Annotated in this window: 29 protein-coding genes; 22 read left to right on the plus strand and 7 right to left on the minus strand. The window is 64.2% G+C overall.

Translation table 11 applies throughout. From position 1 onward, the window contains the following. The first annotated feature begins 252 nt into the window (after positions 1–252). A complete protein-coding gene (locus tag HU763_RS16440; RefSeq protein WP_170030909.1) occupies positions 253–783 on the plus strand; it encodes an RNA polymerase factor sigma-70 in 531 nt (176 codons plus the stop codon). Between the two features lie 154 nt (positions 784–937). Here HU763_RS16440 and HU763_RS16445 read toward each other — a convergent pair whose 3' ends face one another. After that, on the minus strand, positions 938–1,951 hold the full coding sequence (locus HU763_RS16445; protein WP_186688323.1) for a GNAT family N-acetyltransferase: 1,014 nt from the start codon (positions 1,949–1,951) through the stop codon (positions 938–940). 64 nt (positions 1,952–2,015) lie between these two features. Next, the gene (locus HU763_RS16450; protein ID WP_186688512.1) at positions 2,016–2,816 is read right to left on the minus strand and encodes a substrate-binding periplasmic protein; all 801 of its coding nucleotides are present in this window, start codon (positions 2,814–2,816) and stop codon (positions 2,016–2,018) included. A 171-nt stretch (positions 2,817–2,987) separates the two neighbouring features. Between HU763_RS16450 and HU763_RS16455 the strand changes: the two genes are divergently transcribed. Next, positions 2,988–3,539, plus strand: coding sequence for a 3'-5' exonuclease (locus HU763_RS16455; protein WP_186688326.1), 552 nt, complete (start codon positions 2,988–2,990; stop codon positions 3,537–3,539). A 72-nt stretch (positions 3,540–3,611) separates the two neighbouring features. Beyond that, positions 3,612–3,896, plus strand: coding sequence for a pyrimidine/purine nucleoside phosphorylase (gene ppnP, locus HU763_RS16460; protein WP_054884096.1), 285 nt, complete (start codon positions 3,612–3,614; stop codon positions 3,894–3,896). A gap of 51 nt (positions 3,897–3,947) precedes the next feature. Here ppnP and HU763_RS16465 read toward each other — a convergent pair whose 3' ends face one another. Further along, complete coding sequence (locus HU763_RS16465; RefSeq protein ID WP_186688329.1) at positions 3,948–4,640, minus strand: alpha/beta family hydrolase; 693 nt, start codon at positions 4,638–4,640, stop codon at positions 3,948–3,950. 50 nt (positions 4,641–4,690) lie between these two features. Here HU763_RS16465 and ccoN (HU763_RS16470) point away from each other — a divergent pair, with 50 nt between their 5' ends. The 16 genes from ccoN (HU763_RS16470) (at position 4,691) to HU763_RS16545 (ending at position 20,314) form a co-directional block, all read left to right on the plus strand. After that, positions 4,691–6,115 carry a cytochrome-c oxidase, cbb3-type subunit I gene (gene ccoN, locus HU763_RS16470; protein WP_170030917.1) on the plus strand — a complete coding sequence of 475 codons (1,425 nt, stop codon included), beginning with the start codon at positions 4,691–4,693 and terminating at the stop codon, positions 6,113–6,115. 13 nt (positions 6,116–6,128) lie between these two features. After that, entirely contained in the window at positions 6,129–6,737 is a 609-nt protein-coding gene (ccoO, locus tag HU763_RS16475) for a cytochrome-c oxidase, cbb3-type subunit II (protein WP_186674828.1), read from the plus strand. A gap of 5 nt (positions 6,738–6,742) precedes the next feature. After that, positions 6,743–6,934, plus strand: a complete 192-nt coding sequence (locus tag HU763_RS16480) for a cbb3-type cytochrome oxidase subunit 3 (RefSeq protein WP_170034235.1) — start codon at positions 6,743–6,745, stop codon at positions 6,932–6,934. Then, entirely contained in the window at positions 6,931–7,872 is a 942-nt protein-coding gene (ccoP, locus tag HU763_RS16485) for a cytochrome-c oxidase, cbb3-type subunit III (RefSeq protein ID WP_186688345.1), read from the plus strand. Before HU763_RS16480 ends, ccoP (HU763_RS16485) begins: the two co-directional genes overlap by 4 nt. Positions 7,873–8,328: 456 nt before the next feature. Then, entirely contained in the window at positions 8,329–9,771 is a 1,443-nt protein-coding gene (ccoN, locus tag HU763_RS16490) for a cytochrome-c oxidase, cbb3-type subunit I (protein WP_170030923.1), read from the plus strand. Next, the gene (gene ccoO, locus HU763_RS16495; protein ID WP_016393730.1) at positions 9,771–10,379 is read left to right on the plus strand and encodes a cytochrome-c oxidase, cbb3-type subunit II; all 609 of its coding nucleotides are present in this window, start codon (positions 9,771–9,773) and stop codon (positions 10,377–10,379) included. Before ccoN (HU763_RS16490) ends, ccoO (HU763_RS16495) begins: the two co-directional genes overlap by 1 nt. A gap of 5 nt (positions 10,380–10,384) precedes the next feature. Continuing rightward, on the plus strand, positions 10,385–10,576 hold the full coding sequence (locus tag HU763_RS16500) for a cbb3-type cytochrome oxidase subunit 3 (RefSeq protein ID WP_186688348.1): 192 nt from the start codon (positions 10,385–10,387) through the stop codon (positions 10,574–10,576). Next, entirely contained in the window at positions 10,573–11,553 is a 981-nt protein-coding gene (gene ccoP, locus HU763_RS16505) for a cytochrome-c oxidase, cbb3-type subunit III (RefSeq protein ID WP_170030946.1), read from the plus strand. The genes HU763_RS16500 and ccoP (HU763_RS16505) overlap by 4 nt, the downstream gene beginning before the upstream one ends. 289 nt (positions 11,554–11,842) lie before the next feature. Then, on the plus strand, positions 11,843–13,258 hold the full coding sequence (gene ccoG / locus HU763_RS16510) for a cytochrome c oxidase accessory protein CcoG (RefSeq protein ID WP_186688354.1): 1,416 nt from the start codon (positions 11,843–11,845) through the stop codon (positions 13,256–13,258). Between the two features lie 15 nt (positions 13,259–13,273). After that, entirely contained in the window at positions 13,274–13,798 is a 525-nt protein-coding gene (locus HU763_RS16515) for a FixH family protein (RefSeq protein ID WP_186688359.1), read from the plus strand. 149 nt (positions 13,799–13,947) lie between these two features. After that, positions 13,948–16,422, plus strand: a complete 2,475-nt coding sequence (locus HU763_RS16520) for a heavy metal translocating P-type ATPase (RefSeq protein WP_186688361.1) — start codon at positions 13,948–13,950, stop codon at positions 16,420–16,422. Beyond that, positions 16,401–16,616 carry a cbb3-type cytochrome oxidase assembly protein CcoS gene (ccoS, locus tag HU763_RS16525; protein ID WP_186688371.1) on the plus strand — a complete coding sequence of 72 codons (216 nt, stop codon included), beginning with the start codon at positions 16,401–16,403 and terminating at the stop codon, positions 16,614–16,616. Before HU763_RS16520 ends, ccoS begins: the two co-directional genes overlap by 22 nt. Further along, complete coding sequence (locus tag HU763_RS16530) at positions 16,609–17,292, plus strand: sulfite exporter TauE/SafE family protein (protein ID WP_186688372.1); 684 nt, start codon at positions 16,609–16,611, stop codon at positions 17,290–17,292. The genes ccoS and HU763_RS16530 overlap by 8 nt, the downstream gene beginning before the upstream one ends. Before the next feature lie 119 nt (positions 17,293–17,411). Then, a complete protein-coding gene (gene hemN, locus HU763_RS16535; protein WP_186688373.1) occupies positions 17,412–18,794 on the plus strand; it encodes an oxygen-independent coproporphyrinogen III oxidase in 1,383 nt (460 codons plus the stop codon). A 182-nt stretch (positions 18,795–18,976) separates the two neighbouring features. Then, positions 18,977–19,711 (plus strand): Crp/Fnr family transcriptional regulator FnrA, encoded by a 735-nt coding sequence (fnrA, locus tag HU763_RS16540; RefSeq protein WP_009683909.1) that lies wholly within the window; start codon positions 18,977–18,979, stop codon positions 19,709–19,711. A 54-nt stretch (positions 19,712–19,765) separates the two neighbouring features. Next, positions 19,766–20,314 carry an adenine phosphoribosyltransferase gene (locus HU763_RS16545; protein ID WP_027921268.1) on the plus strand — a complete coding sequence of 183 codons (549 nt, stop codon included), beginning with the start codon at positions 19,766–19,768 and terminating at the stop codon, positions 20,312–20,314. 175 nt (positions 20,315–20,489) lie between these two features. Here HU763_RS16545 and recR read toward each other — a convergent pair whose 3' ends face one another. The 3 genes from recR to dnaX form a co-directional block, all read right to left on the minus strand. Beyond that, positions 20,490–21,092 (minus strand): recombination mediator RecR, encoded by a 603-nt coding sequence (gene recR, locus HU763_RS16550; protein ID WP_186688374.1) that lies wholly within the window; start codon positions 21,090–21,092, stop codon positions 20,490–20,492. A gap of 288 nt (positions 21,093–21,380) precedes the next feature. Then, a complete protein-coding gene (locus tag HU763_RS16555; protein ID WP_023381418.1) occupies positions 21,381–21,716 on the minus strand; it encodes a YbaB/EbfC family nucleoid-associated protein in 336 nt (111 codons plus the stop codon). Positions 21,717–21,779: 63 nt separating this feature from the next. After that, a complete protein-coding gene (dnaX, locus tag HU763_RS16560; protein WP_186688375.1) occupies positions 21,780–23,855 on the minus strand; it encodes a DNA polymerase III subunit gamma/tau in 2,076 nt (691 codons plus the stop codon). Positions 23,856–23,973: 118 nt separating this feature from the next. Between dnaX and HU763_RS16565 the strand changes: the two genes are divergently transcribed. Further along, on the plus strand, positions 23,974–24,747 hold the full coding sequence (locus HU763_RS16565) for a substrate-binding periplasmic protein (protein ID WP_186688376.1): 774 nt from the start codon (positions 23,974–23,976) through the stop codon (positions 24,745–24,747). 25 nt (positions 24,748–24,772) lie between these two features. Here the strand turns inward: HU763_RS16565 and HU763_RS16570 are convergent, their stop codons facing one another. Continuing rightward, the gene (locus tag HU763_RS16570) at positions 24,773–25,261 is read right to left on the minus strand and encodes a DUF2938 domain-containing protein (protein ID WP_170030965.1); all 489 of its coding nucleotides are present in this window, start codon (positions 25,259–25,261) and stop codon (positions 24,773–24,775) included. An 81-nt stretch (positions 25,262–25,342) separates the two neighbouring features. On the opposite strand from HU763_RS16570, the gene HU763_RS16575 reads away from it, so the two are divergent. Further along, positions 25,343–25,765, plus strand: coding sequence for a helix-turn-helix domain-containing protein (locus HU763_RS16575; protein ID WP_186688378.1), 423 nt, complete (start codon positions 25,343–25,345; stop codon positions 25,763–25,765). A gap of 127 nt (positions 25,766–25,892) precedes the next feature. After that, complete coding sequence (locus HU763_RS16580; protein WP_186688380.1) at positions 25,893–26,318, plus strand: hypothetical protein; 426 nt, start codon at positions 25,893–25,895, stop codon at positions 26,316–26,318. Positions 26,319–26,614: the final 296 nt, after the last annotated feature.

The raw sequence follows: 26,614 nt of genomic DNA on the forward strand, positions 1-26,614 counted from the left end.
CGCGCCTGTCACAAGCGTTACTGGCCCGAAACAAACGTAGGAGCGAGCGCAGCTCGCGATGCGCCGCGCGGGCGGCGCGCGATCTCCCAGGCGCCACACCTCCCAAGGCATGCCTCCCCGAAACCAGAACTAGGTAGTAATAATTACATTTCTCATTTGACAATCATTATCACTATGAATAGGTTGTCGCACGTCATAGGAAGCTTCCCACAGCTGGAAGCCTCCTTTCCCCTCTGTGACAAGGTGATTTCCATGGCGGAACAACTATCCACAAGTAAGTGCGATTCACCATTACTGCAGGCCTTCGTCGACAATCGCAGCATCCTGGTCAAGATTGCCGCACGCATCACCGGCTGCCGGTCGCGCGCCGAAGATGTGGTGCAGGATGCCTTTTTCCGGCTCAGCGCGGCCCCGCAGATCACCTCGTCGTTCAAGGCGCAGCTGAGCTACCTGTTCCAGATCGTGCGCAACCTGGCCATCGACCACTACCGCAAGCAGGCGATGGAGTTGAAGTACTCCGGCAGCGAGGAGGAAGGCCTGAATGTGGTGGTGCAGAATGCCTCGCCCGAGGCCACCCACATCAACCTGGCCGCGCTGGATGACATTGCCGAGGCGTTGAACCAGCTGCCGCAGCGCACCCGCTATGCGTTCGAGATGTACCGCCTGCACGGGGTACCGCAAAAGGACATTGCCAAGGAACTGGGGGTGTCGCCGACGCTGGTCAACTTCATGATCCGCGATGCACTGGTACATTGCCGCAAGACCGCCAACCGACAAGCCTGAACAAGTCTAGACAGCCGGGGGCGCTGCGCCCCCCCCTATCGCAGGCAAGCCAGGTTCCTACAGTAACTGCGCACGGCTCAAGCGCGACGTAGCCAATGTAGGAGCCAGCTTGCCGGCGATGAGGCCATGAGTGCCCACGAACCAACCCGCGACTTCAGACCAGCTGGCAGCGCTCGAAAAACCGCTCCCGCCCCAGAATCATCAGCGCCGCCCGTTTGTGCGGGAAGTCGAACTCCTTGTCGCAGTGGAAGCACTGGTCGTGCAGGTATCCGATCATCTTGCCGTTGTCGGCACGCGGCTCGGCCACCACCCGCTGGGTACGCGGGTCGTCGAGGAACAGGTAGTGCACCAATGCCGATAGCCAGCTGGCCACCTTGTGCGGCCCGCGATGGCGCTCCTCCCCCACCAGCATGTGGATGCCGCGATCGTAGTCATCGACCGGGTAGAACGGCGCAATGCGGTCTTCCTTGGCCCAATAGGCTTCAAAGTAGGCAAACGGCTCGTCGTCGAAACAGCCGATCAAGGTCAGGGTATGCGGGTCGGCCTGGAGTTTGCCGAGGTACTCGCGGTGCTGCGCCAGCGTGCCACCCTCCTGCCAGAACGCCTCCACGCGCGGGTTGTTCTGCCAGCGGTTGAAACGCTCCAGGTCCGCCTCGACCTCCAGGGTGCGCAGCGACACCCAACTGCCCAGGCGCGCATCGAAACGCCGGTACACCTCGCCGCGGGGCTTGGGCGCGCGGCGCGGGTGGCGCTTGCCGTTGCTGAGCTGCATCTGCTGGGGGTACGCCACACGGCCCGACTCGCCCAGCCAGGGCTGTGGCAACTGCCAGAACAGCGCGCGCTCGCACAGGTACTGGCCTGGTTGCTCGGTAGCCAGCAGCAGGCCGCTGAGCAATGCCTGCGTGGGCACCTCTGGCAGGTGCCAGGCCAGGCGCTGGCGAGCGCTGTCGCGGGACAATAACCAATAGCAGGCAGCCCATAACGCCTGCTCGCGGCGCTGCGGGCAGATGCGTTCGGGATAAAGCTGCAAGGTTGCGCCTGCCTCCAGGCGCACGCGGAGCAACGGGCGGCCGTCGAGGGACAGGCTCAACCAGTTGCTCCCCTCCTCGGCACTGAGGCTGCGCCAGCGCGGCGCGGATTGGGGCTGCGAAGCGGCATCGAACGGCATGGGCTTGGCTCACGGCAATGAAGAAAAAGGCTCACTGCTGAAAACGTTGCCAGCTGGCGGGAATTTAGTCGCGCGTGGGGACCAACGTGATGCGGTAGGGCTCGAAGATCCGCGCCAGTTCGCCGCTGTCGCGCAGGCCACGCAGCAGCGTCGCGAACGACTGCTCGCCGATCGGTGCGCCAGGGCGCAGCAAGGCATAGTGGTGGTAGACCTGGTCAATCCGCTGCGAAGACACCAGCTGCTCGCGGCTGGCCGGGTTGCGCGCGAGGAAATCGCTGAGGTAGGACCGCGTGACCAGGGCAATGTCGGCACGCCCGGCCTGCACCATCAACAGGTTGCTGTCATGCGAATAGGTCAGGGTCGCGTTGTAGGTCTTGCGCAGGTAGTCCGGGTCCGGGTTGAAGCCGGCGAACGCATAGTGATAGCCGTTGAACAGCGCCAGGCGCTTGCCGCGCAGGTCGTCGAAGTAATGCTGATCACGGCCATTGGCCTGGCGGGCGACGAATACTTCGGCATCTTCCAGGCCCATGTCCACGGTCTGGTGGGCAATCTGCTGCCAACCCCATTGCGGATTCTCGAAAATGGCCATGTCGGTACGGCCTTGCTGGAAATCACCGAAACGCCGCTGGATCGATGTGGGCACCAGGACAAAACGGTATTGCTGCTGCACGCGGTTCAGCGCATCGACCAGCTGTGGCAGCAGCCCCGTGTCGGCGCCCTGCTCGGGGCGCACCGTGTATGGCGGGAAGTGTGCCGCGCCGACCTTGACCTCGATGGCGTCAGCTGCCCGGGCAGGCGCCGCCAGCCAGAACACGGCCAGCAGTATCAGTGTGGAAAAGGCCTTGAGGCCGGGCGTTGGAATCAAGACGGACACTCATACGGTTCATGCCTGGGTACGCCTAAGCTAGGCGTTTTCCCGCTTGGACACAACTGCCAGTTGCGCTGTCCTTGCGCCAAACCCGGGGGCAAATTGCCAGGGGGTGCCGGATGCCCCGAGTTTGGCTACGCTCTAGCAGGATCTGCAAGGGAGCCTGGTATGGGCCAGTGGTTGGTGATCGACCTGGAAGCCACCACCGATGTGGGTGGGTGGCCGGTCACAGAGATGGAAGTCATTGAAATCGGCGCAAGCCTGGTTACCCGCGAAGGCCGCGAAGTCGACCACTTCCAGCGCTTCGTGAAACCCCGTCGGCGGCCACAGCTCACCCCGTTCTGCCGCGAACTGACCCACATCAGCCAGGCCAGCGTGGACAGTGCCGCCCCCTTCCAAGAGGTGTGGGCAAGTTTCGAGCGCTGGCTCGGGCACCACCGTGGGCAGCTTCAGGCCTGGGTCAGCTGGGGCGACTACGACCGCCAGCAGTTGCACCAGGAATGGCAGCAGCACGGGCTGGACAGCCTGCTGCGGACCCTGCCGCACATCAACCTCAAGCAACGCTTCGCCAAGGCCCGCCACCTGCAACGCCCAACCGGCCTGAACGGTGCCCTGCAACTGGCCGGCATGCACTTTTGCGGGCAGCAGCACCGGGCCTTGGAAGATGCGCGCAATACCGCACGGCTGCTGCCCTTGACCCTGCCTGCCAATGGCGCCTGAAAGCAGATGACGGGGCTGGTGGGCTTGGGCATACTGGCCAGCCCTTTTCCATCCCCTTTTCAGGAGTCGCCCATGTTCAAGGTCAACGAGTACTTCAACGGCACCGTCAAGTCGATCGCCTTCGCTGGCGAAGAAGGCCCGGCCACTGTCGGTGTGATGGCCCCGGGCGAATACGAGTTCGGTACCGCCAAGCGCGAGATCATGCACGTGGTGTCGGGTGCGCTGACCGTGAAACTGCCGGGTAGCGACAACTGGGAAACCTTCAACGCCGGCGACAAATTCAACGTGCCGGCCGACAGCAAATTCCAGCTGCAGGTGAAGGTGGATACCGCCTACCTGTGCGAGTACCGCGACTAAGCGCCAGCCTGCTCCGGCATCTTCGCGGGCTTGCCCGCGAAGATGCCGGCGCTATCGCGACAGGAACGCTGCAACCTTTTCGGCCGCCGTCTGCAAATGCTGCTCATGGCTGAAGCCCGAGGCCTTCAACGGCTTCAGGTCATGGTCCCCTGCCACTAGCCAGCTCACCTCGATGGCCGGCGACAGCACATAACCTGCCACCGTCTCGCGGTTGCCCAATGCATCCCGCTCACCCTGCACGATCAACGTCGGCGTCTGCAGTTCGGCCAGGTGCTCGACCCGCGGCTTTTCCGGCTTGCCCACCGCATGGAACGGGTAACCCAGGCACACCAGCGCATCCACCTCCAACGCGTCGGCCACCAGGCTGGCCATGCGCCCGCCCATGGACTTGCCGCCCACGGCCAACCGGCCCGTGACCAAAGGTCGCACCTGCCGGTACACCTCGCGCCAGCACTCGAGTAACACCTTCTGCGGGTTCGGCGGCCGCTTGCCACCCCCTGCCCTGCGTTCGGCCATGTACGGGAACTCGAAGCGCACCACCGCCACCCCAAGTGCCGCGAGCCTTTGCGCCATTTCCTCCATGAACCCGCTGTCCATCGGTGCACCTGCGCCGTGAGCCAGGATCAGGCAGCCCTTGTAGCCGCCGTTGCCTTGCACCTGCGGAGGATCGCAGCGCAAGCCTGGGACATTTCCGGCCTTCGCCCATTGATCCCCGTCAATACCGGCACTTTGCCCATTAATCATGCTTGCCTCGCTGTAAAGCCTGCCAAATAACCGTGGATGGGAACCCATACATGAACACAACCAGCAGTACCGCCTATAACTACAAGGTGGTCCGCCAATTCGCCATCATGACGGTGGTGTGGGGAATCGTCGGGATGGGGCTCGGCGTCTTCATCGCCGCCCAGCTCGCCTGGCCTTTCCTCAACTTCGACCTCCCCTGGACCAGCTTCGGCCGCCTGCGTCCCCTGCATACCAATGCGGTGATCTTCGCCTTCGGCGGCTGTGCGCTGTTCGCCACCTCCTATTATTCGGTGCAACGCACCTGCCAGACCACCCTGTTCGCACCGGGCCTGGCCGCGTTCACCTTCTGGGGCTGGCAACTGGTGATCCTGCTGGCGGCCATCAGCCTGCCGCTGGGCTACACCAGCTCCAAGGAATACGCCGAACTGGAATGGCCGATCGACATCCTGATCACCATCGTCTGGGTGAGCTACGCCATCGTGTTCTTCGGCACGCTGATGAAGCGCAACACCAAGCACATCTACGTCGGTAACTGGTTCTTCGGCGGCTTCATCCTGACCGTGGCGATGCTGCACGTGGTCAACAACCTGGAACTGCCGGTCAGCCTGACCAAGTCGTACTCGCTCTATGCCGGCGCCACCGACGCCATGGTGCAGTGGTGGTATGGCCACAACGCGGTGGGCTTCTTCCTCACTGCAGGCTTCCTGGGGATGATGTACTACTACGTGCCCAAGCAGGCCGAACGCCCGGTGTACTCCTATCGCCTGTCGATCGTGCACTTCTGGGCGCTGATCACCCTGTACATCTGGGCCGGCCCGCACCACCTGCACTACACCGCCCTGCCCGACTGGGCACAGTCGCTGGGCATGGTGATGTCGCTGATCCTGCTGGCACCGAGCTGGGGCGGCATGATCAACGGCATGATGACCCTCTCCGGCGCCTGGCACAAACTGCGCAGCGATCCGATCCTGCGCTTCCTGGTGGTGTCGCTGGCGTTCTACGGCATGTCCACCTTCGAAGGCCCGATGATGGCCATCAAGACGGTCAACGCCCTGTCCCACTACACCGACTGGACCATCGGCCACGTACACGCCGGCGCCCTCGGCTGGGTGGCAATGATCTCGATCGGTGCCCTGTACCACACCATCCCGAAAGTGTTCGGCAAGGAGCGCATGTACAGCATCGGCCTGATCAACGCGCACTTCTGGCTGGCCACCATCGGCACCGTGCTGTACATCGCCTCGATGTGGGTCAACGGTATCGCCCAGGGCCTGATGTGGCGCGCTGTCAACAGCGACGGCACGCTCACCTACTCGTTCGTGGAAACCCTGGTGGCCAGCCACCCAGGTTTCATCGTGCGCTTCGTCGGCGGTGCGATCTTCCTCAGCGGCATGTTCCTGATGGCCTGGAACACCTGGCGCACCGTGCGTTCGCCGGCGCTCGATGTCGCCCCTGCGAACGCCCAGCTGGCTTGAGGAGACCTGCCTGATGAAACATGAAGTCATCGAGAAAAACGTCGGCCTGCTGGCCCTGCTGATGGTGTTCGCCGTCAGCATCGGCGGCCTGACCCAGATCGTCCCGCTGTTCTTCCAGGACGTCACCAACAAGCCGGTGGAAGGCATGAAGCCCTACACCGCGCTGCAGCTGGAAGGCCGCGACATCTACATCCGTGAGGGCTGCGTGGGCTGCCACTCGCAGATGATCCGCCCGTTCCGCGCCGAAACCGAGCGCTACGGCCACTACTCGGTGGCCGGTGAAAGCGTGTGGGACCACCCGTTCCTGTGGGGCTCCAAGCGTACCGGGCCGGACCTGGCGCGGGTCGGTGGCCGCTATTCGGATGACTGGCACCGCGCGCACCTGTACAACCCGCGCAACGTGGTGCCGGAGTCGAAGATGCCGTCGTATCCGTGGCTGGTGGCGCAACCGGTCGACAACAGCCACACCGACACCAAGATGCGCACCCTGCGCACCCTTGGCGTGCCGTACAGCGACGACGACATCGCCGGGGCCCGCGACGCGGTCAAGGGCAAGACCGAGATGGATGCCCTGGTCGCCTACCTGCAGGTGCTCGGCACCGCGATCAAGAACAAGAGGTGAGTGCGATGGTAATGGACATCGGCATGATCCGCGGCCTCGGCACCCTGGTGGTGATGATTGCCTTCATCGGCCTCACCCTGTGGGTATTCAACCGCCGCCGCGACCGTGATTTCGCCGAAGCGCGGCTGCTGCCCTTCGTCGACGACCGCCTGCCCGCCGCCGGGCAGGAACCTGCTGTAAGGAGCAATGGGCAATGACCACCTTCTGGAGTACCTACATCAGCGTGCTGACCATCGGCAGCCTGATCGGCCTGACCTGGCTGCTGCTCGGCACCCGCAAGGGGCAGAGCAACAGCACCACCGACCAGACCATGGGCCACAGCTTCGACGGCATCGAGGAGTACGACAACCCACTGCCCAAGTGGTGGTTCTGGCTGTTCGTCGGCACCCTGGTGTTCTCGGTCGGCTACCTGATCCTCTACCCAGGCCTGGGCAACTGGAAGGGCATCCTGCCGGGTTATGAAAATGGCTGGACCGGGGCCAATGAATGGCAGAAGGAAATGGCCAAGGCCGACGCCAAGTTCGGCCCGATCTTCGCCAAGTACGCGGCCATGCCGGTGGAAGAAGTCGCCAAGGACCCCCAGGCACTGAAGATGGGCAGCCGCCTGTTCGCCTCCAACTGCTCGGTATGCCACGGCTCCGACGCCAAGGGTGCCTACGGCTTCCCCAACCTCACCGACAACGACTGGCGCTGGGGCGGCGACGCGGAAACCATCAAGGCTACGATCATGAACGGCCGCCACGGCGTGATGCCGGCCTGGGCCGAAGTGATCGGCGAGCAGGGCGTGGCGGATGTGGCGGCGTTCGTGCTGACCGACCTCGGCCACCGCAGCCTGCCGGAAGGGGCCAAGGCCGACACCGCCAAGGGCAAGGCCATCTTCGCCGCCAATTGCGTGGCTTGCCACGGGCCTGAAGGCCAGGGTACCCCGGCCATGGGCGCGCCAAACCTGACCCACCCGCAGGCGTTCATCTATGGTTCGAGCTTTGCCCAGTTGCAGCAGACCATTCGTTATGGTCGCCAGGGTCAGATGCCGGCGCAGGCTGAGATCCAGGGCAACGACAAGGTGCACCTGCTGGCGGCTTATGTGTATAGCCTGTCGCAGGATGGTGCTGCTGAAACCGTGACTGCCAAGTAATACCCCTGGGGCCGCTTTGCGGCCCTATCGCGACACAAGGCCGCTCCTGCAGGAGACTGCGCTCCCCTGCAGGAGCGGCCTTGTGTCGCGACGGGCTGCAAAGCAGCCCCATTCCCACCTTGTCCCCGCACTACCCCTCCCTTGCACCCCCTCCGAACAGAACTAAGCTTGTTGCCTCAGTGGGCTTCGCTGCGAAAGCACCGGAGCAGACGCGGCGCATGGCCTGTCGCCGTCCCGACAAAAGCCTGACCGATCGATCAGAAAAATATGAAAAACGGTACACATTACAAATATTTATTTGTGTACAATCGATCAGGCCCGATTACTGCGGGACATCAGTTGACGGGCTCGGGCACGGGTCGGCGTACCAAAGTTGCGTTGCGGTAACCCCGGTGGTTATCAATACTGGCGCCGATTTTCGACCAACAAGAACATCAAAACCGTGGAACCTTAGCAATGAGCACAGCAATCAGTCCGACTGCTTATAACTACAAGGTCGTCCGCCAGTTCGCCATCATGACGGTGGTCTGGGGGATCCTTGGCATGGGCCTCGGCGTCTTCATCGCCTCGCAGCTGGTGTGGCCGCAACTGAACCTGGACCTGCCCTGGACCAGTTTCGGCCGCCTGCGCCCGCTGCACACCAACCTGGTGATCTTCGCCTTCGGGGGCTGTGCGCTGTTCGGCACCAGCTACTACGTGGTGCAGCGCACCTGCCAGACCCGGCTGATCTCCGACAGCATGGCCGCCTTCACCTTCTGGGGTTGGCAGGCAGTGATCGTCGGCGCGCTGATCACCCTGCCGATGGGCTACACCACCACCAAGGAATACGCCGAGCTCGAGTGGCCGCTGGCGATCCTCCTGGCCATCGTCTGGGTCACCTACGGGCTGGTGTTCTTCGGCACCATCGTCAAGCGCAAGACCAAGCACATCTATGTCGGCAACTGGTTCTACGGCGCCTTCATCGTGGTCACCGCGATGCTGCACATCGTCAACCACATCTCGCTGCCGGTGAGCCTGTTCAAGTCGTACTCGGCCTACTCCGGGGCCACTGATGCGATGATCCAGTGGTGGTACGGCCACAACGCGGTGGGCTTCTTCCTCACCACCGGCTTCCTCGGCATGATGTACTACTTCGTGCCCAAGCAGGCCGAGCGGCCGATCTACTCGTATCGCCTGTCGATCGTGCACTTCTGGGCGCTGATCACCCTGTACATCTGGGCCGGCCCGCACCACCTGCACTACACCGCCCTGCCCGACTGGGCGCAGTCGCTGGGCATGGTGATGTCGATCATCCTGCTGGCGCCGAGCTGGGGCGGCATGATCAACGGCATGATGACCCTCTCCGGCGCCTGGCACAAACTGCGCACCGACCCGATCCTGCGCTTCCTGGTGGTGTCGCTGGCGTTCTACGGCATGTCCACCTTCGAAGGCCCGATGATGGCCATCAAGACCGTGAACTCGCTGTCGCACTACACCGACTGGACCATCGGCCACGTGCACGCCGGCGCCCTCGGCTGGGTGGCGATGATCTCGATCGGTGCCGTGTACCACATGATCCCGCGCCTGTATGGCCGCGAGCAGATGCACAGCGTCGGCCTGATCAACGCGCACTTCTGGCTGGCCACCATCGGTACCGTGCTGTACATCGCCTCGATGTGGGTCAACGGCATCACCCAGGGCCTGATGTGGCGCGCCATCAACGATGACGGCACCCTCACCTACTCCTTCGTCGAAGCCCTGCAGGCCAGCCACCCTGGCTATATCGTCCGCGCCCTGGGCGGTGCGTTCTTCGCCAGCGGCATGCTGCTGATGGCCTACAACGTGCTGCGTACCGTCCGTGCCGCCAACCCGGCACAGGCTGAGGAAGCCGCCAAGATCGTCGTCGTGGGAGCGCACTGATGAAGCATGAAGCCGTCGAGAAGAACATAGGCCTGCTGGCCTTCTTCATGGTCATCGCCGTCAGTATCGGTGGCCTGACCCAGATCGTCCCGCTGTTTTTCCAGGACGTCACCAACAAACCCGTGGAAGGCATGAAGCCGCGCACCGCGCTGGAGCTTGAAGGCCGCGACATCTACATCCGCGAAGGCTGCGTGGGTTGCCACTCGCAGATGATCCGCCCGTTCCGCGCCGAAACCGAGCGCTACGGCCACTACTCGGTGGCCGGCGAGAGCGTCTGGGACCACCCGTTCCTGTGGGGTTCCAAGCGTACCGGGCCGGACCTGGCGCGGGTCGGTGGCCGCTACTCGGATGACTGGCACCGCGCGCACCTGTACAACCCGCGCAACGTGGTACCGGAATCGAAGATGCCGTCCTACCCGTGGCTGGTCGAGCACAAGCTCGATGGCAAGGACACCGCGAAGAAGATGGAAGTGCTGCGCACCCTCGGCGTGCCGTACACCGACGCCGACATCGCCGGGGCCCGCGACGCGGTCAAGGGCAAGACCGAAATGGACGCCATCGTCGCGTACCTGCAAGGTCTTGGCACCATCATCAAGAGCAAACGGTGAGGCTGATGGATATCGGGATGATTCGCGGCCTGGGCACCGTCGTGGTGATGGTGGCGTTCGTGGGCCTGGCACTGTGGGTGTTCAGCCCACGGCGGATAAAGGACTTCGACGAAGCGACCCAACTGCCCTTCGCGGATGACCCCGAGGCCAGCCGGCACGTCGAGCAAGCAAAAGCTTCTGGGAGCAAACAACAATGACAACCTTCTGGAGTCTGTACGTTACCGTCCTGACCCTGGGCACCATTTTCTCGCTGACCTGGCTGCTGCTGTCGACCCGCAAGGGCCAGCGCGAAGAGGTCACCGACGAAACCGTCGGGCATGCCTTCGATGGCATCGAGGAATACGACAACCCGCTGCCGAAATGGTGGTTCTGGCTGTTCGTCGGCACCATCGTCTTCGCCCTGGGCTACCTGGTGCTGTACCCCGGCCTGGGCAACTGGAAAGGCGTGCTGCCGGGCTACTCGTACCTGGACAACGACAAGCAGACCGAGTTTTCCAACGGCCAGGCGGGCTGGACGGGCGTGCACGAATGGGAAAAGGAAATGGCCAAGGCCGACGCCCGCTTCGGGCCGATCTTCGCCAAGTTCGCGGCGATGCCCATCGAGGAGGTGGCCAAGGACCCACAGGCGCTGAAAATGGGCGCACGGCTGTTCGCCTCCAACTGCTCGGTGTGCCACGGCTCCGACGCCAAGGGCGCCTTCGGTTTCCCCAACCTGACCGACAACGACTGGCGCTGGGGCGGCGAGCCGGACACCATCAAGACCACCATCATGGGCGGCCGACACGGCGTGATGCCGGCCTGGGCCGAGGTGATCGGCGACCAGGGCGTGGCTGACGTAGCGGCGTTCGTGGTCAGCAAGCTGGATGGCCGCAGCCTGCCGGAAGGCGCGAAGGCCGATGTCGAGAACGGGCAGAAGATCTTCGCCGCCAACTGCGTGGCCTGCCACGGGCCGGAAGGCAAAGGCACCCCTGCCATGGGCGCGCCGAACCTGACCCACCCGCAGGCGTTCATCTACGGCTCGAGCTTCGCTCAGTTGCAGCAGACCATCCGCTATGGCCGCCAGGGGCAGATGCCGGCCCAGCAACAGCTGCAGGGTAACGACAAGGTGCACTTGCTGGCGGCTTATGTGTATAGCCTGTCGCAGCAGCCCGAACCGGCCCAGCAGGCCGAGTAAGGCAGGCCTGGCCTCTCGCGGATAAATCCGCTCCTACACACACATGCGGTCCCTGTAGGAGCGGATTCATCCGCGATGCGGCCAGCAAAAGCAACACCAGATGACCTGGATCAATTGACACACGCCATAACACGATTCATACCACGAACCCAACGCGACTAAAGGTCGCAGTGCGACCCCAGACTGCCATCAGCGGCGTATCATGGGCCGCAGAGCGCTAGCAGATTGCGCCAGACTGCGGCCGGCACGCACTGGCCGCGGCGTTTCTCCACTGCCGTGGGACTTGATGATGAGCAAGCAGATTCCGGTACATGATGTCACCCCGCCTGCCAGCAAGGGCAAGGACTCCGTCGACCTCTACGCCTCCCGGGAAAAGATCTACACCCGTGCCTTCACCGGCCTGTTCCGGCGCCTGCGCATGGTCGGCGGAGCCGTGCTGTTCCTGCTGTACTTCGGTACCGTCTGGCTGAACTGGGGTGGCCACCAGGCCGTGTGGTGGAACCTGCCCGAGCGCAAGTTCTACATCTTCGGCGCCACCATCTGGCCGCAGGACTTCATCCTGCTTTCGGGCATCCTCATCGTCGCCGCCTTCGGCCTGTTTTTCATCACCGTGTTCGCCGGCCGCGTGTGGTGTGGCTACACCTGCCCGCAAAGCGTGTGGACGTGGATCTTCATGTGGTGCGAAAAGGTCACCGAGGGCGACCGCAACCAGCGCATGAAGCTGGACAAGGCGCCGATGAGCGGCAACAAGTTCCTGCGCAAGCTCGCCAAGCACAGCCTGTGGCTGCTGATCGGTTTCGTCACCGGCATGACCTTCGTCGGTTACTTCTCGCCGATCCGCGAACTGGCCATCGAGTTCTTCACTGGCCAGGCCGACGGCTGGGCCTACTTCTGGGTCGGCTTCTTCACCCTCGCCACCTACGGCAACGCCGGCTGGCTGCGCGAGCAGGTGTGCGTGTACATGTGCCCGTATGCGCGCTTCCAGAGCGTGATGTTCGACAAGGACACGCTGATCGTGTCCTACGACCCGCGCCGTGGCGAAACCCGTGGCCCGCGCAAGAAGGACCTCGACTACAAGGCCCATGGCCTGGGCGACTGCATCGACTGCACCATGTGCGTGCAGGTCTGCCCCACCGGCATCGACATCCGTGACGGCCTGCAGATCGAGTGCATCGGCTGCGCCGCCTGCATCGATGCCTGCGACAACATCATGGACAAGATGAACTACCCGCGCGGGCTGATCAGCTACACCACCGAACACAACCTGTCCGGGCAGAAGACCCACCTGCTGCGCCCACGCCTGATCGGCTACGCGCTGGTACTGGTGGTGATGATCGTCGGCCTGGCCACCGCCTTCGCCACCCGCTCGCTGGTCGGTTTCGACGTCAGCAAGGACCGCGTGCTCTACCGCGAAAACGCCCAGGGCCGGATCGAGAACGTGTACAGCCTGAAGGTGATGAACAAGGACCAGCGCGACCACGTCTACGTGCTGGACGCCGCCGGCCTGCCGGACCTCAGGCTCGAAGGCCAGCGCGAGATCCGCGTGGCCGCCGGTGATATCGTCAGCCTGCCGGTGCAACTGTCGATTGCCCCCGAGAAACTGCCATCGACCACCAACGAAGTCACCTTCATCCTCAAGAGCGCCGATGACAGCGACGCCCAGGTTGAAGCCAAGAGCCGTTTCATCGGCCCACAGATCCGCTGAGAGAGATAACCGACAATGCCTGCCACCGCCGCCAGCCCCTGGTACAAGCACCTCTGGCCCTGGATCATCATCGGCATCCTGGCCACCTCGGTGTGCCTGAGCCTGAGCATGGTCAGCATCGCCGTGCGCAACCCGGACAACCTGGTCAACGACAATTACTACGAGGCCGGCAAGGGCATCAACCGCTCGCTGGACCGTGAACTGCTGGCACAGACGCTGGGCCTGAAGGCCGGCGTGCACCTGGACGAGCTGACCGGCGAAGTCGATGTGCGCCTGGCCGGCAACAGCGACCCGCAGAGCCTGGAACTGAACCTGATTTCGCCCACCCAGCCGGAGAAAGACCGCAAGGTGCTGCTGAGCCGGGTCGAGGCCGGGCGCTATGTGGGGCAGCTGGAGGACAAGGTTGACGGGCGGCGCTTCGTTGAGCTGCTGGGTAGCGAAGGTGGCCAGGTGTGGCGCTTGTTCGAGGAAGAAAAGGTGGAGCATGGTGTGACCTTGCAGCTGGGTGATGAAGCGCTCCAGGGGGCCGAGCACCAATAAACGCACCTCCGCCGCTCCTTGTGGGAGCGGGTTCACCCGCGAAGGCGTCAGACCTGAAAACATCATCGCCTGATCTGACGCTTCGCGGGTGAACCCGCTCCCACAGGCACCGTGCCCAACCAGCCGATTTGTGTAAGGCAAATGATGTCATGACCCAACCCACCCCCTGCTACCACTGCGCCCTGCCCGTCCCCGCCGGCAGCCGCTTCACCGCCGTGGTACTGGGCGAGCCCCGGCAGTTCTGTTGCCCCGGCTGCCAGGCGGTGGCCGAGTCGATCGTCGCCGGTGGCCTGGAGCACTATTACCAGCACCGCAGCGACACCAGCGCCAATCCCGAGGCATTGCCCCGGCAACTGCAGGACGAACTGGCCCTGTACGATCGCAACGACGTGCAGCAGGCTTTCGTCCGCCACCAGGGCGGGCTGGCCGAGGCCACCCTGCTGGTCGAAGGCATCAGCTGCGCGGCCTGCGGCTGGCTGATCGAGAAGCACCTGCGCAACCTGCCCGGCGTCGCCGAGGCACGCCTGAACCTGTCCAACCACCGGCTGCTGCTGAACTGGGACGACCAGCAACTGCCGCTGTCGCGCTTGCTCGCCGAGCTGCGCCAGATCGGCTACGCCGCCCATCCTTACCAGCCCGACCAGGCCGCCGAGCAGCTGGCGCGGGAGAACCGCAGTGCCCTGCGCCGCCTCGGCGTGGCCGGGCTGCTGTGGTTCCAGGCGATGATGGCGACCATGGCCACCTGGCCAGAATTCAACATCGACCTGTCGCCCGAGCTGCACACCATCCTCAGGTGGGTGGCGCTGTTTCTCACCATCCCCATCGTCTTCTACAGCTGCGCGCCGTTCTTCAAGGGCGCCGCGCGCGACCTGCGCACCCGCCACCTGACCATGGACGTTTCGGTGTCGCTGGCCATTGGCCTGGCCTTCGGCGCCGGCATCTGGACCGCCATCACCGGTGGCGGCGAGCTGTACTTCGATACCGTGGGCATGTTCGCCCTGTTTCTGCTCACCGGCCGCTACCTCGAGCGCCGTGCCCGCGAACGCACCGCAGCGGCCACTGCGCAGCTGGTCAACCTGCTGCCGGCTTCCTGCCTGCGCCTGGATGCCCACGGCCACAGCGAGCGCATCCTGCTCAGCGAACTGCAGTGCGGCGACCGGGTCCAGGTGCTGCCAGGCGCGGTGATCCCCGCCGACGGCTGCATCGTCGACGGCCGCTCCAGTGTCGATGAATCGTTGCTCACCGGCGAATACCTGCCGCAACCACGTCGCGCCGGCGATCGTGTCACCGGCGGCACGCTGAATGTCGAAAGCACCCTGAACGTGCAAGTCGAGGCGCTGGGCGCCGACTCGCGCTTATCGGCCATCGTTCGCCTGCTGGAACGTGCGCAGACGGAAAAACCGCGCCTGGCCGAAATCGCCGACCGCGCCTCGCAGTGGTTCCTGCTGTGCTCGTTGCTGGCTGCCCTGGCCATCGGCCTGTGGTGGTGGCACCTGGACCCAGCGCGAGCGTTCTGGATCGTGCTGGCCATGCTGGTAGCGACCTGCCCTTGCGCGCTGTCCCTGGCCACGCCCACGGCCCTGACCGCCGCCACCGGCACCTTGCACAAGCTTGGCCTGCTGGTCACCCGCGGCCATGTGCTGGAAGGCCTGAACCAGGTCGACACGGTGATTTTCGACAAGACCGGCACGCTGACCGAGGGCCGCCTGACCTTGCGCAGCATCCGCCCGCTCGGCAACCTGCCGGCCGACCGCTGCCTGGCCCTGGCCGCGGCCCTGGAAAACCGCTCCGAACACCCCATCGCGCGCGCCTTCGGCCGCAGCGCCAGCCCGGCTGACGAGGTGCAGAGCGTGCCGGGCCTGGGCCTGGAAGGCGAAGTGGCCGGCCAGCGCCTGCGCATTGGCCAGGCCACCTTCGTCTGCGCCCTGGGCGGCGCAGAGCCCCCTGCTGTGCCGGAGCCGCGCGGCCAGTGGCTGCTGCTGGGCGACCGCCAGGGGCCGCTGGCCTGGTTCGGCCTGGACGATCGCCTGCGCGACGACGCCCCGGCCCTGCTGGCCGCTTGCAAGGCGCGCGGCTGGCGCACGCTGCTGCTCTCCGGTGACAGCTCGCCGATGGTTGCCGAAGTGGCCGCCCAGCTGGGCATCGACCAGGCCATCGGCGGCCTGCGCCCGGACGACAAACTGGACCGGCTGAAAGCGCTGCAGGCCGCCGGGCGCAAGGTGCTGATGCTGGGCGACGGGGTCAACGATGTGCCGGTGCTGGCCGCCGCCGACATCAGCATTGCCATGGGCAGTGCCACCGACCTGGCCAAGACCAGCGCTGATGCCGTGTTGCTGTCCAACCGCCTGCCGGCGCTGGTGCAAGCCTTCGAGCTGGCCCGCCGCACCCGCCGCAATATCCTGCAGAACCTGTTGTGGGCGACCCTGTATAATGGCCTGGTGTTGCCGTTCGCCGCGCTCGGCTGGATCACCCCGGTGTGGGCGGCCATCGGCATGTCGCTCAGCTCGCTGGTGGTGGTGCTCAATGCCCTGCGCCTGACCCGCCTGCCGCCGGCAGCGGGTGCGCCCACCCATCAAGCGTCCTTGCCTGGGAGTAAGTCACCATGCCCGCCCTCTATGTCATGATCCCCGCGGCACTGCTGCTGGTTGGCGTGGCCGTGTACATCTTCTTCTGGGCGGTGGACAGCGGCCAGTACGACGACCTCGAAAGCCCTGCCCATAGCATCCTGTTCGACGACCAGGACCCGCGCCACCAGGCGGCCGTGACGTCTGACGACAGCCAGGCCGCCCCCGCCAAGGAACCGCCACCCCGTGCCTGAACTGCTTCCCCTGCTGGGCTCGGCACTGATCCTTGGCCTGCTGGGCGGTGGCCACTGCCTGGGCATGTGTGGCGGCCTGATGGGCGCGCTGACCTTGGCCATTCCCCCAGAACAACGCGGCCGGCGCCTGCGCCTTCTGCTGGCCTACAACCTTGGCCGGGTGCTCAGTTATGGCTGTGCCGGCCTGCTGCTGGGCCTGGCCGGCTGGGCCGTGGCCAGCAGCCCCGCGGCCCTGGCGCTGCGGGTGGTGGCGGCGCTGCTGCTGATCGTCATGGGGCTGTACCTGGCCGGCTGGTGGAGCGGGCTGACCCGCATCGAGGCGCTGGGCCGGGGGCTGTGGCGGCATATCCAGCCCCTGGCATCGCGCTTGCTACCGGTGTCCAGCCTGCCGCGCGCATTGCTGCTCGGGGCACTATGGGGGTGGCTGCCGTGCGGGCTGGTGTACAGCACCTTGCTGTGGGCGGCCAGCCAAGGCAATGCCGGCTACAGCGCAGCGTTGATGCTGGCCTTCGGCGTGGGGACCTGGCCGGTGTTGCTGGCCACCGGGTTGGCGGCAGAACGGCTGAACATGTTGTTGAAACGACGCAGTGTGCGCGTGGCTGGCGGGGTACTGGTGATGTTGTTTGGCCTCTGGACCCTGCCAGGGCCGCATCAGCACTGGTTGATGGGGCACTGAACGGGGCTGCTTTGCCGCCGCCCCGATTGCTGCCGATTCCCCTTGATACAAATCAACACAGTTTCCTACAGACAACCCTAGACTCCGGTGCATTGCTGCTCTTTCCGGGGACCGCCCTCATGCTCGACGACCTACGTTGGGATACCGACCTGATCCGCCGCTACGACCTGGCCGGCCCACGCTACACCTCTTACCCGACCGCCGTGCAGCTGCACAGCGAAGTGGGCTCGTTCGACCTGCTCCACGCCCTGCGCGAGAGCCGTCGGGCCGTGCGCCCGCTGTCGCTGTACGTGCACGTGCCGTTCTGTGCAAACATTTGTTACTACTGCGCCTGCAACAAAGTCATCACCAAGGACCGCGCCCGTGCCGCCCCGTACCTGCAGCGCCTGGAACAGGAAATCCAGCTGATTGCCTGCCATCTCGACCCCAAGCAACGGGTTGAACAGCTGCATTTTGGCGGCGGCACCCCGACCTTCCTCAGCCATGTGGAACTGCGCCAGCTGATGGCCACCCTGCGCCAGCATTTCCACCTGCTGGACGACGACTCCGGTGACTACGGCATCGAGATCGACCCCCGCGAAGCCGACTGGTCGACCATGGGCCTGCTGCGCGAACTGGGCTTCAACCGCGTGAGCCTCGGCGTGCAGGACCTCGACCCGGCCGTGCAGCGCGCCGTCAACCGCCTGCAGAGCCTGGAGCAGACCCGGACCCTGATCGAGGCCGCGCGCACCTTACAGTTCCGCTCGATCAACCTGGACCTGATCTACGGCCTGCCCAAGCAGACCCCGGAAGGCTTCGCCCGTACCGTCGAAGAAGTGATCCGCCTGCAACCCGACCGCCTGTCGGTATTCAACTACGCCCACCTGCCCGAGCGCTTCATGCCGCAGCGGCGCATCGACAGCAATGACCTGCCCAGCGCAGCCGCCAAGCTGGAGATGCTGCATGCCACCATCGACCAGCTGACTGCAGCCGGCTATCGCTACATCGGCATGGACCACTTCGCCCTGCCCGACGACGAGCTGGCCATCGCCCAGGAAGAAGGCTCCCTGCAGCGCAACTTCCAGGGCTATACCACCCACGGTCACTGCGACCTGATCGGCCTGGGCGTGTCGGCGATCAGCCAGATCGGCGACCTGTACTGCCAGAACAGCAGCGACCTCAACACTTACCAGGACAGCCTGTCCAACGCCCAGCTGGCCACCCAGCGCGGCCTGATCTGCAACGACGACGACCGCTTGCGCCGGGCGGTGATCCAGCAGCTGATCTGCCATTTCGAGCTGGACTTCGAGCCGATCGAACAGGCCTTCACCATCGATTTTCGTGGCTATTTCAACGACCTCTGGCCAGAACTGCTGACCTTGCAGCGCGATGGCCTGATCCGCCTGGACGACAAGGGCATCCGCATCCTGCCGGCCGGCCGCCTGCTGGCGCGCTCGGTGTGCATGGTGTTCGATGCCTACCTGGGGCTGCACAACCGCCAGCGCTTTTCGCGGGTGATCTGAAACCGAGTCGTTCAACCGCATGGACAAGCTTCCTTGCCAGGCACACTATGGGCGCAGTGACGGCCCCGGCACACCCGCCGGGGCCTGGCCAGTTCGCTGCACGACAGCGCACGCTGGCCTACAAGCTATGCCGTGAGTTACCCTTACGTCTTATGTGTGCTTTCCCACAAGGATCGAAGAAAATGTCCGAGCCAGTCAAACTGCGCCCACACAACCAGGCCCATTGCAAGGACTGCAGCCTGGCCCCCCTGTGCCTGCCCCTGTCGTTGAATCTGGAAGACATGGATGCACTTGACGAAATCGTCAAGCGCGGACGGCCGCTGAAAAAAGGCGAGTTCCTGTTCCGCCAGGGTGACAATTTCGGCTCGGTCTACGCGGTACGTTCCGGCGCCCTGAAAACCTTCAGCCTCAGCGACAGCGGCGAAGAGCAGATCACCGGCTTCCACCTGCCCAGTGAACTGGTCGGCCTGTCGGGCATGGACACCGAGGCCTATCCGGTGTCGGCCCAGGCGCAGGAAACCACCTCGGTGTGCGAAATCCCCTTCGAGCGCCTCGACGAGCTGTCGGTGCAGTTGCCACAGCTACGGCGGCAACTGATGCGGGTCATGAGCCGGGAGATCCGCGATGATCAGCAAATGATGCTGCTGCTGTCGAAAAAGACCGCCGACGAGCGCATCGCCACCTTCCTGGTCAACCTGTCGGCGCGCTTCCGTGCCCGCGGCTATTCGGCCAACCAGTTCCGCCTGAGCATGTCGCGCAACGAAATCGGCAATTACCTGGGCCTGGCCGTGGAAACCGTGTCGCGCGTGTTCACCCGCTTCCAGCAGAACGGCCTGCTTCGCGCCGAAGGCAAGGAAGTGCACATCCTCGACCCGATCCAGCTGTGCGCGCTGGCCGGCGGTGCGATGGAGGCCTGAGGGCTGGTTTAGCAGGTATACTTGGGCATTCGTTTTCCCAGGATATCCGCACCAATGCACAGCGACGCCTTCGACCTCAAAGCCCTGATCCGCCCGGTAGTGGACTTCCCCAAGCCGGGCGTGATCTTCCGCGACATCACCCCGCTGTTCCAATCGCCGCGCGGGCTGCGCTATGTCGCCGACCAGTTCATCGAGCGCTATGTCGAGGCCGAGTTCAGCCACATCGGCGCCATGGACGCGCGGGGCTTCCTGATCGGCTCGATCATCGCCCATCAACTGAACAAGCCGCTGATCCTGTTCCGCAAGCAAGGCAAGCTACCCGCCGATGTGCTCAGCGAGGCCTACCAGACCGAGTACGGCGAAGCGTTCCTGGAAGTGCATGCCGACAGCCTGTGCGAAGGCGATTCGGTACTGATCTTCGATGACCTGATCGCGACCGGCGGTACGCTGCTGGCAGCGGCCAACCTGGTGCGTCGGACCGGGGCTCAGGTGTTCGAGGCGGCGGCAATCATCGACCTGCCGGAACTGGACGGATCGCGCCGGCTACAGGCGGCGGGTGTGCCGACGTTCTGCCTGACCGAATTTTCGCTCAGCGAATACTGAGACCACAGGGCTGCTTTGCAGCCCATCGCGACACAAGGCCGCTCCTACAGGGAAATGAGCTGCGCCGCTAATGTTGGACATCTGTCCACCATCTGGGGCGCAGCTCAGAACGCAACCTCCTGTAGGAGCGGCCTTGTGTCGCGATGGGCCGCAAAGCGGCCCCGGCAATTCTGAATCAGAGCGAAATCGGCCGCCGCCCGGCGAAGGCATGGGCCAGGGTCCCGCCGTCGACCAGCTCCAGCTCCCCACCCAGCGGCACGCCATGGGCAATGCGCGAGGCCACCAGGCCCTTCTCGCTCAGCAGCTGGGCAATGTAATGCGCAGTTGCCTCCCCTTCCACGGTCGGGTTGGTCGCCAGGATCACCTCGGTGAAGGTGCCCTGCTCCTCGATCCGCGCCATCAGTTGCGGTATGCCGATCGCCTCCGGGCCCAGGCCGTCCAGTGGCGACAGGTGGCCCTTGAGCACGAAGTAACGGCCACGGTAGCCCGTCTGCTCCACCGCGTACACATCGGTCGGCCCCTCGACCACGCACAACTGGGTATCGTCACGGCGCGGGTCGGCGCACTGCGGGCACAGCTCCTGCTCGGTCAGGGTACGGCACTGGCGGCAATGCCCTACCCCTTCCATGGCCTGGGTCAGGGCCTGAGCCAGGCGCAGGCCGCCGCTGCGGTCACGCTCGAGCAGCTGCAGGGCCATGCGCTGGGCGGTTTTCTGGCCGACACCCGGGAGAATACGCAGGGCATCGATCAGTTGGCGGATGAGAGGGCTGAAGCTCATGGGAAAGGCCTGACAATTCAATAAGAGGCGGTTTATACCCAGCGCAGACAACGCCGTCAAACAACCATGCGTACAGCGTAAGGCTTGCGCGGTCCCTGTAGGAGCGGCCTTGTGTCGCGATGGGGCGCGAAGCGGCCCCAGGTTCTCAGCTTCGCAGCATGGATTGCCGGGGCTGCTGCGCAGCCCTTTCGCGACACAAGGCCGCTCCTACAAAGACCGCGCAGGCTGCAAGAAAGCGCAAAAAAACCGCCGCTGTCGTGAGCGGCGGTTCTTGGTAATGCAATGCCCTTAGAATGGCATCTTGAAGCCCGGCGGCAACTGCATGCCGGCAGTCATGCTGCCCATCTTTTCCTGGCTGTTCTGCTCGACCTTGCGCACGGCGTCGTTCAGTGCAGCGGCAATCAGGTCTTCCAGCACTTCCTTGTCGTCGGCGTCGGTCGACATCAGGCTCTGGTCGATGCTGACGCGCTTCACATCGTGACGACCGGTCATCACCACGCTCACCAGGCCACCACCGGACTGGCCGGTGACTTCGGCGTTGGCCAGCTCTTCCTGCATCTTCTGCATCTTTTCCTGCATCTGCTGGGCCTGCTTCATCAGGCCGGCCATGCCACCTTTCATCATGGGGTATACCTCGATTGGGTCATGTGATGCGGCCCGGCACCCGGCCGGCCGCATGGTTATCCGTTACTGGCCCTGACTGGCCAGGGCCTCTACAGGTTCAATAGTATCCTGCCGCACCTTGGCACCGAACAGCTGGATCATCTGCTGGATCAACGGATCCTGCTCGATCGACACCACGGCCTCGTGCTGACGCTCCCTGCGCTTGCGCGCTGCGGCCTGGGCCGGGGTTTCCTGCTCGGGCTGAATCAGCTCGATACGCAGGTTCAGCGCGCGCCCCAGGTGCTGGTTGAGCGCTTCGTTCAGGCGCCGCTGCTGGGTGGCGTTGAACAGCGCCCCTTGGCCAGGGTCCAGGTGCAGCAGCCAGTCGTCGCCTTCGGCGGCCACCAGCGTACAGTTTGCCGCGATGTTGCCCGTCATCCCGGAGACAGGCAACTGCGGGAACATTTCCAGCCATTGCAGGGCCAGGCCGGTCGCCGGCTTGGCCGCTGGCAGCGGCTCGGCGACCGGCTTGGGCGCCTCTTCCTGGACGTGTTCGGCCAGCTCGTCCAGGTAGCTGAAGCCGACCGGGTCGCTTTCGCCGCCATAATAGTCTTCGTCCAGTGGCGGCTCATCGTCGCGGTCCATGCCCACGGCAGCATAGGCCGACGGGTCGAAGGGCGGCTCGTCGTCGTGGGCAGAGGCCGCCGGCATCGGCGCGGGCGCAGGAACCGGCGCAGGCACGGCCTCAGGCGCTACGGGTACCGACTCCTCCCACGGCAGGTCAACCACCTCTGCCACGGCAGCTGGCTCCGGCTCGGGCTCGGGCTTGGCTTGCGGCTCGGGTTCGACAACGGCGGCAGGCTCAGCCTGCAGCACAGGCGCATCAACCGGCTGTGGTGCTGGCATCACTGGCATGGGTGCCTGCTGCTGCGGCGCGGCAACCGCTGCAGCAGGTTGCACGGCAGCGGCTGGCGGCACTGTGGCAACCGCTGGCGCTGCCACCGGGGTTGCAGGATCAGCTGTGGCCTGGCTGATCCCCACTGGCTTTAGCACCGGTTTCGGCGCGTCGTCGGTGTCGGCCGGGCGGAACGCCAGCATGCGCAGCAGGACCATTTCAAAGCCACCACGCGGGTCCGGCGCCAGCGGCAGGTCACGGCGACCGATCAGGCCCATCTGGTAATAGAACTGCACGTCCTCGGCCGGCAATGCCGCGGCCAGCGCCAGTACCCGCTCGCGGTCGCCCTGGCCGTTGTCCACGGCTTCCGGCAATGCCTGGGCGATGGCCACGCGGTGCAGCACATTGAGCATCTCGGCCAGTACGCCAGCCCAGTCCGGGCCCTGTTCGGCCAGGTTGCGCACGGCCTCGAGCAAGGCCCGTGCATCCCCCTCGAGCAGCGCCTGCAACACGCCATAGACCTGGCCATGGTCAAGGCTGCCGAGCATCGCCCGCACGTCGGCGGCCAGCACCTTGCCTTCGCCAAAGGCGATGGCCTGGTCGGTCAGGCTCATCGCATCGCGCATCGAACCATCGGCGGCGCGGCCCAGCAACCACAGGGCATCCGTCTCGAATGGCACGTTTTCCGCAGTCAGTACGTGGCTGAGGTGTTCGACCACCCGCTCCGGGCTCATGTTCTTCAGCGAGAACTGCAGGCAGCGCGAAAGAATGGTGGCCGGCAGCTTCTGCGGGTCGGTGGTGGCGAGGATGAACTTGACGTAGGGCGGCGGCTCTTCCAGCGTCTTGAGCAAGGCGTTGAACGAGTGGGTCGACAGCATGTGCACTTCGTCGATCAGGTAGACCTTGAAGCGCCCACGGCTTGGGGCGTACTGCACATTATCGAGCAGTTCGCGGGTATCCTCGACCTTGGTCCGGCTGGCGGCGTCGATCTCGATCAGGTCGACGAAACGGCCTTCGTCGATTTCCCGGCACACCGAACAGGTGCCGCATGGCGTCGAGGTGATGCCGGTTTCACAGTTCAGGCACTTGGCAATGATCCGGGCGATCGTGGTCTTGCCCACGCCCCGGGTACCGGTGAACAGGTAGGCATGGTGCAGGCGCTGGTTGTCCAGGGCGTTGATCAAAGCCTTGAGCACATGGGCCTGGCCGACCATTTCGCGGAACGAGCGCGGACGCCATTTACGTGCAAGGACCTGATAACTCATCGAAAAACCATCGTAGCCTGATCGAGCGGAAGATCGCTAATGCTAGCGGAGCGGGGGCAAAAATGCACCCCGCGCGGCTCGTCTAAGCTAGAAACCGTATGTGCTGTCCAGGGAGGATATGCCTTTGCCAAGACTGCTGGCCTTGCTGCTGTTGTGGACCTCGCAATGTCTCGCCGAACAGGCGGTGCTGCGTTTTTCCGTGGCCGAGAGCTGGAGCATGCCGTTGATGCGCATCGAAGCCGACCAGCCAGTGGAGGGCCTGCTGTACGACCTGACGCAGGCGCTGGCCAGCGAGGTGGGCGCGCGCCCTGTGTACCACGTCATGGCCCGCCTGCGCCTGCAGGAGGCTATGGAGCATGGCGATATCGATGTGCGCTGCTATGTCAGCAGCCAGTGGTTCGATGCCTCACCAAGGAATTTCATCTGGAGCGTCCCACTGATCAACCAGCGCGACCTGCTGGTCGGTCGCCCGGGCGACAGCACGGCGATATCCCCCGAGCAACTGCCACCCCAGGCGATCGGTACAGTGCTGGGTTTCACCTACCCGGGCTTGCAGCCGTTGCTTGACCAGGGCCGCTTGCAGCGCGAAGACAGCCGCAACCAGTTGCTGGTATTGCAGAAGCTGCAAGCCGGCCGCTATCGCCATGCAGTCAGCAACCAGCTGTCGTTGCAGTGGTTCAACCGGGGCCTGCCGGACGGGCAGCGCCTGCAGGCGCTGACGGTGCTGGACGAGCAGCAGCTGGGGTGCATGGTACGCAACGATCCGGCGCTACCGACCCAGGCCTTGCTGCGGGCGCTGGCGCGCATGAAACAGTCGGGGCAGATCGAGCGGATCGTGCAGCGCTATGGCGGGCAGGGCCATCAGGCGGTGATGCCCGTAGCCCGACCTTGAGCACGCCACGTCTACCTGAAGCCTCTCACCCAGGCGCAACCAGGCTTGCGCTGAGGAACAGGCCCAGCCCGAACACACCATGCGTCACCAGGCTCTTCAAGCAGTTACGCACAGGTGTCGGTGTCTTCGCTGCAAAGAACCCCGCCCCCATCGCCGGTTGCATGAGGCACAGCGGCGCCACCACCGTCCCCACCCCAACCGCCAGCGCAGGCCACAAGGTCGGCGCCAGCAACCAGCCTTCGCCGACAATCACTACCAGCAGCAGCGCGAACAGCACCCCGATGGCGTAATGAATCAACCAGCCCCACATCAGTTCGTGCCGCACAGGCTCCGCCCTGGCAATCGCCCCGTGGCGCACACGCCCTTGCCACAGATGCCCCGCCCAGCGCCCGACCATGGCGAAGTTCGGCGCGGCAACACCCAGGCGCCGCAGCAACAACCCCCACACGTCCATGACCAGCGTGGCACCCAAACCAATCGGCAAGGCCGCTGAAAGCATCGCAGTAAACGTCATTGAAAAGCCCTCGATGATTGACGGTCGTCACTACGCCGCGCAGCATAGAAGTTGAAGTCAACTTCAAGTCAAGGGCCCGAAATGGACATTGCCGACGTCGCCAGACGCACAGGCGTACCCGCCTCGACACTGCGTTACTACGAAAACAAAGGCTTGCTCAAGTCACTTGCCGGGCGTGGCCAGCGCCGGCAGTTTGCCGCCGATGTGACAGACCGCCTGGCGCTGATCGCCCTGGGGCAGGCGGCGGGGTTTTCGCTGGATGAAGTGGGAGCGATGCTGGTGGACTTGCAGGTCGACCGGCAGCTGCTGATTGCCAAGGCCGACGAACTGGATGCACGGATCAGGCGCTTGCAGGCAATGAGCAAGGGCCTGCGGCATGCGGCGCAGTGCCCGGAAGCGGATCACCTGGCATGCCCGACATTCCAGCGGCTGATGAAGTTATCGGCAGCGGGGCTTGGAAAAAGGCAGAACCGGTCAACGCCTGTCATGAAACACCCAAGGTAGAGGTACTGGTGCAAACCCGAACCGAATGATGGCTCATTAATATCAATAAGCCATCACTCAGTGTAGAGTGACGCGCCTCCGCACCCAGCTGTGCGCGAGAACCGTACTCACACTCAGGAAAAGTTGCATGTCCACAGTAAGAAACCTCACCGCTGCCGCACTCATAGCGCTGACCCCTGGTTGTGCTACAGGCCCCAATTCGGTCCAGGAGTCGGAACTTGCCGGCTATCGCGCCAGAAACCTCGCGGTTGAAGAAAAGAACCCTGGGCTTGCCGCCGGCCTTGGTCTGCTTCCAGGTGGCGGTTCCTTCTACGGTCGCGCATACGGCTTTGGCGTGGTCAACCTGTTGTTCTGGCCGCTTTCCATTTTTTGGGACCCGGTGAGTGGGCATGACGCCGCAGAACTCATCAACTATCAGGCCACCAAGGCTCACGTTGCGAGCTTGAAAAAACACGATATGGACGCGTTGGACGCCCAGCTTGAGTCCGATGAGATCGACGTCAAGCGCTACACGCTCGACAAACGCAGAATCGATGAAAAGTACAACCTCTGAGAGCTTCGGCCGAACAGCGCAACGTCCGGCCTGAGGCTGGCGTATTCGAGGATACGGCCTGGGTCGGCCTGCCTGGCTTGTGGCGCGGATGGGATGAAGCCTGTCCGCTGTCGATCATTGTACGAATGTTAGGAGTGTAGGGCTGTCAGCTTGCAGATGACGCTTCATTCGGGAGGTTCCGAATGCCGTCGTAACCGGAAATATTTCTAGCGAGACGTCTTGAGAATTCAAGAGCCTGAAATGGAGGCAGCCCCACCAGCCACACCCCGGCACTCGATGTTCCCGCTATGGCTGCT

Origin of the sequence: Pseudomonas anuradhapurensis (assembly GCF_014269225.2) — a bacterium.
In the GTDB taxonomy this organism is placed as follows: Bacteria; Pseudomonadota; Gammaproteobacteria; order Pseudomonadales; family Pseudomonadaceae; genus Aquipseudomonas; species Aquipseudomonas anuradhapurensis.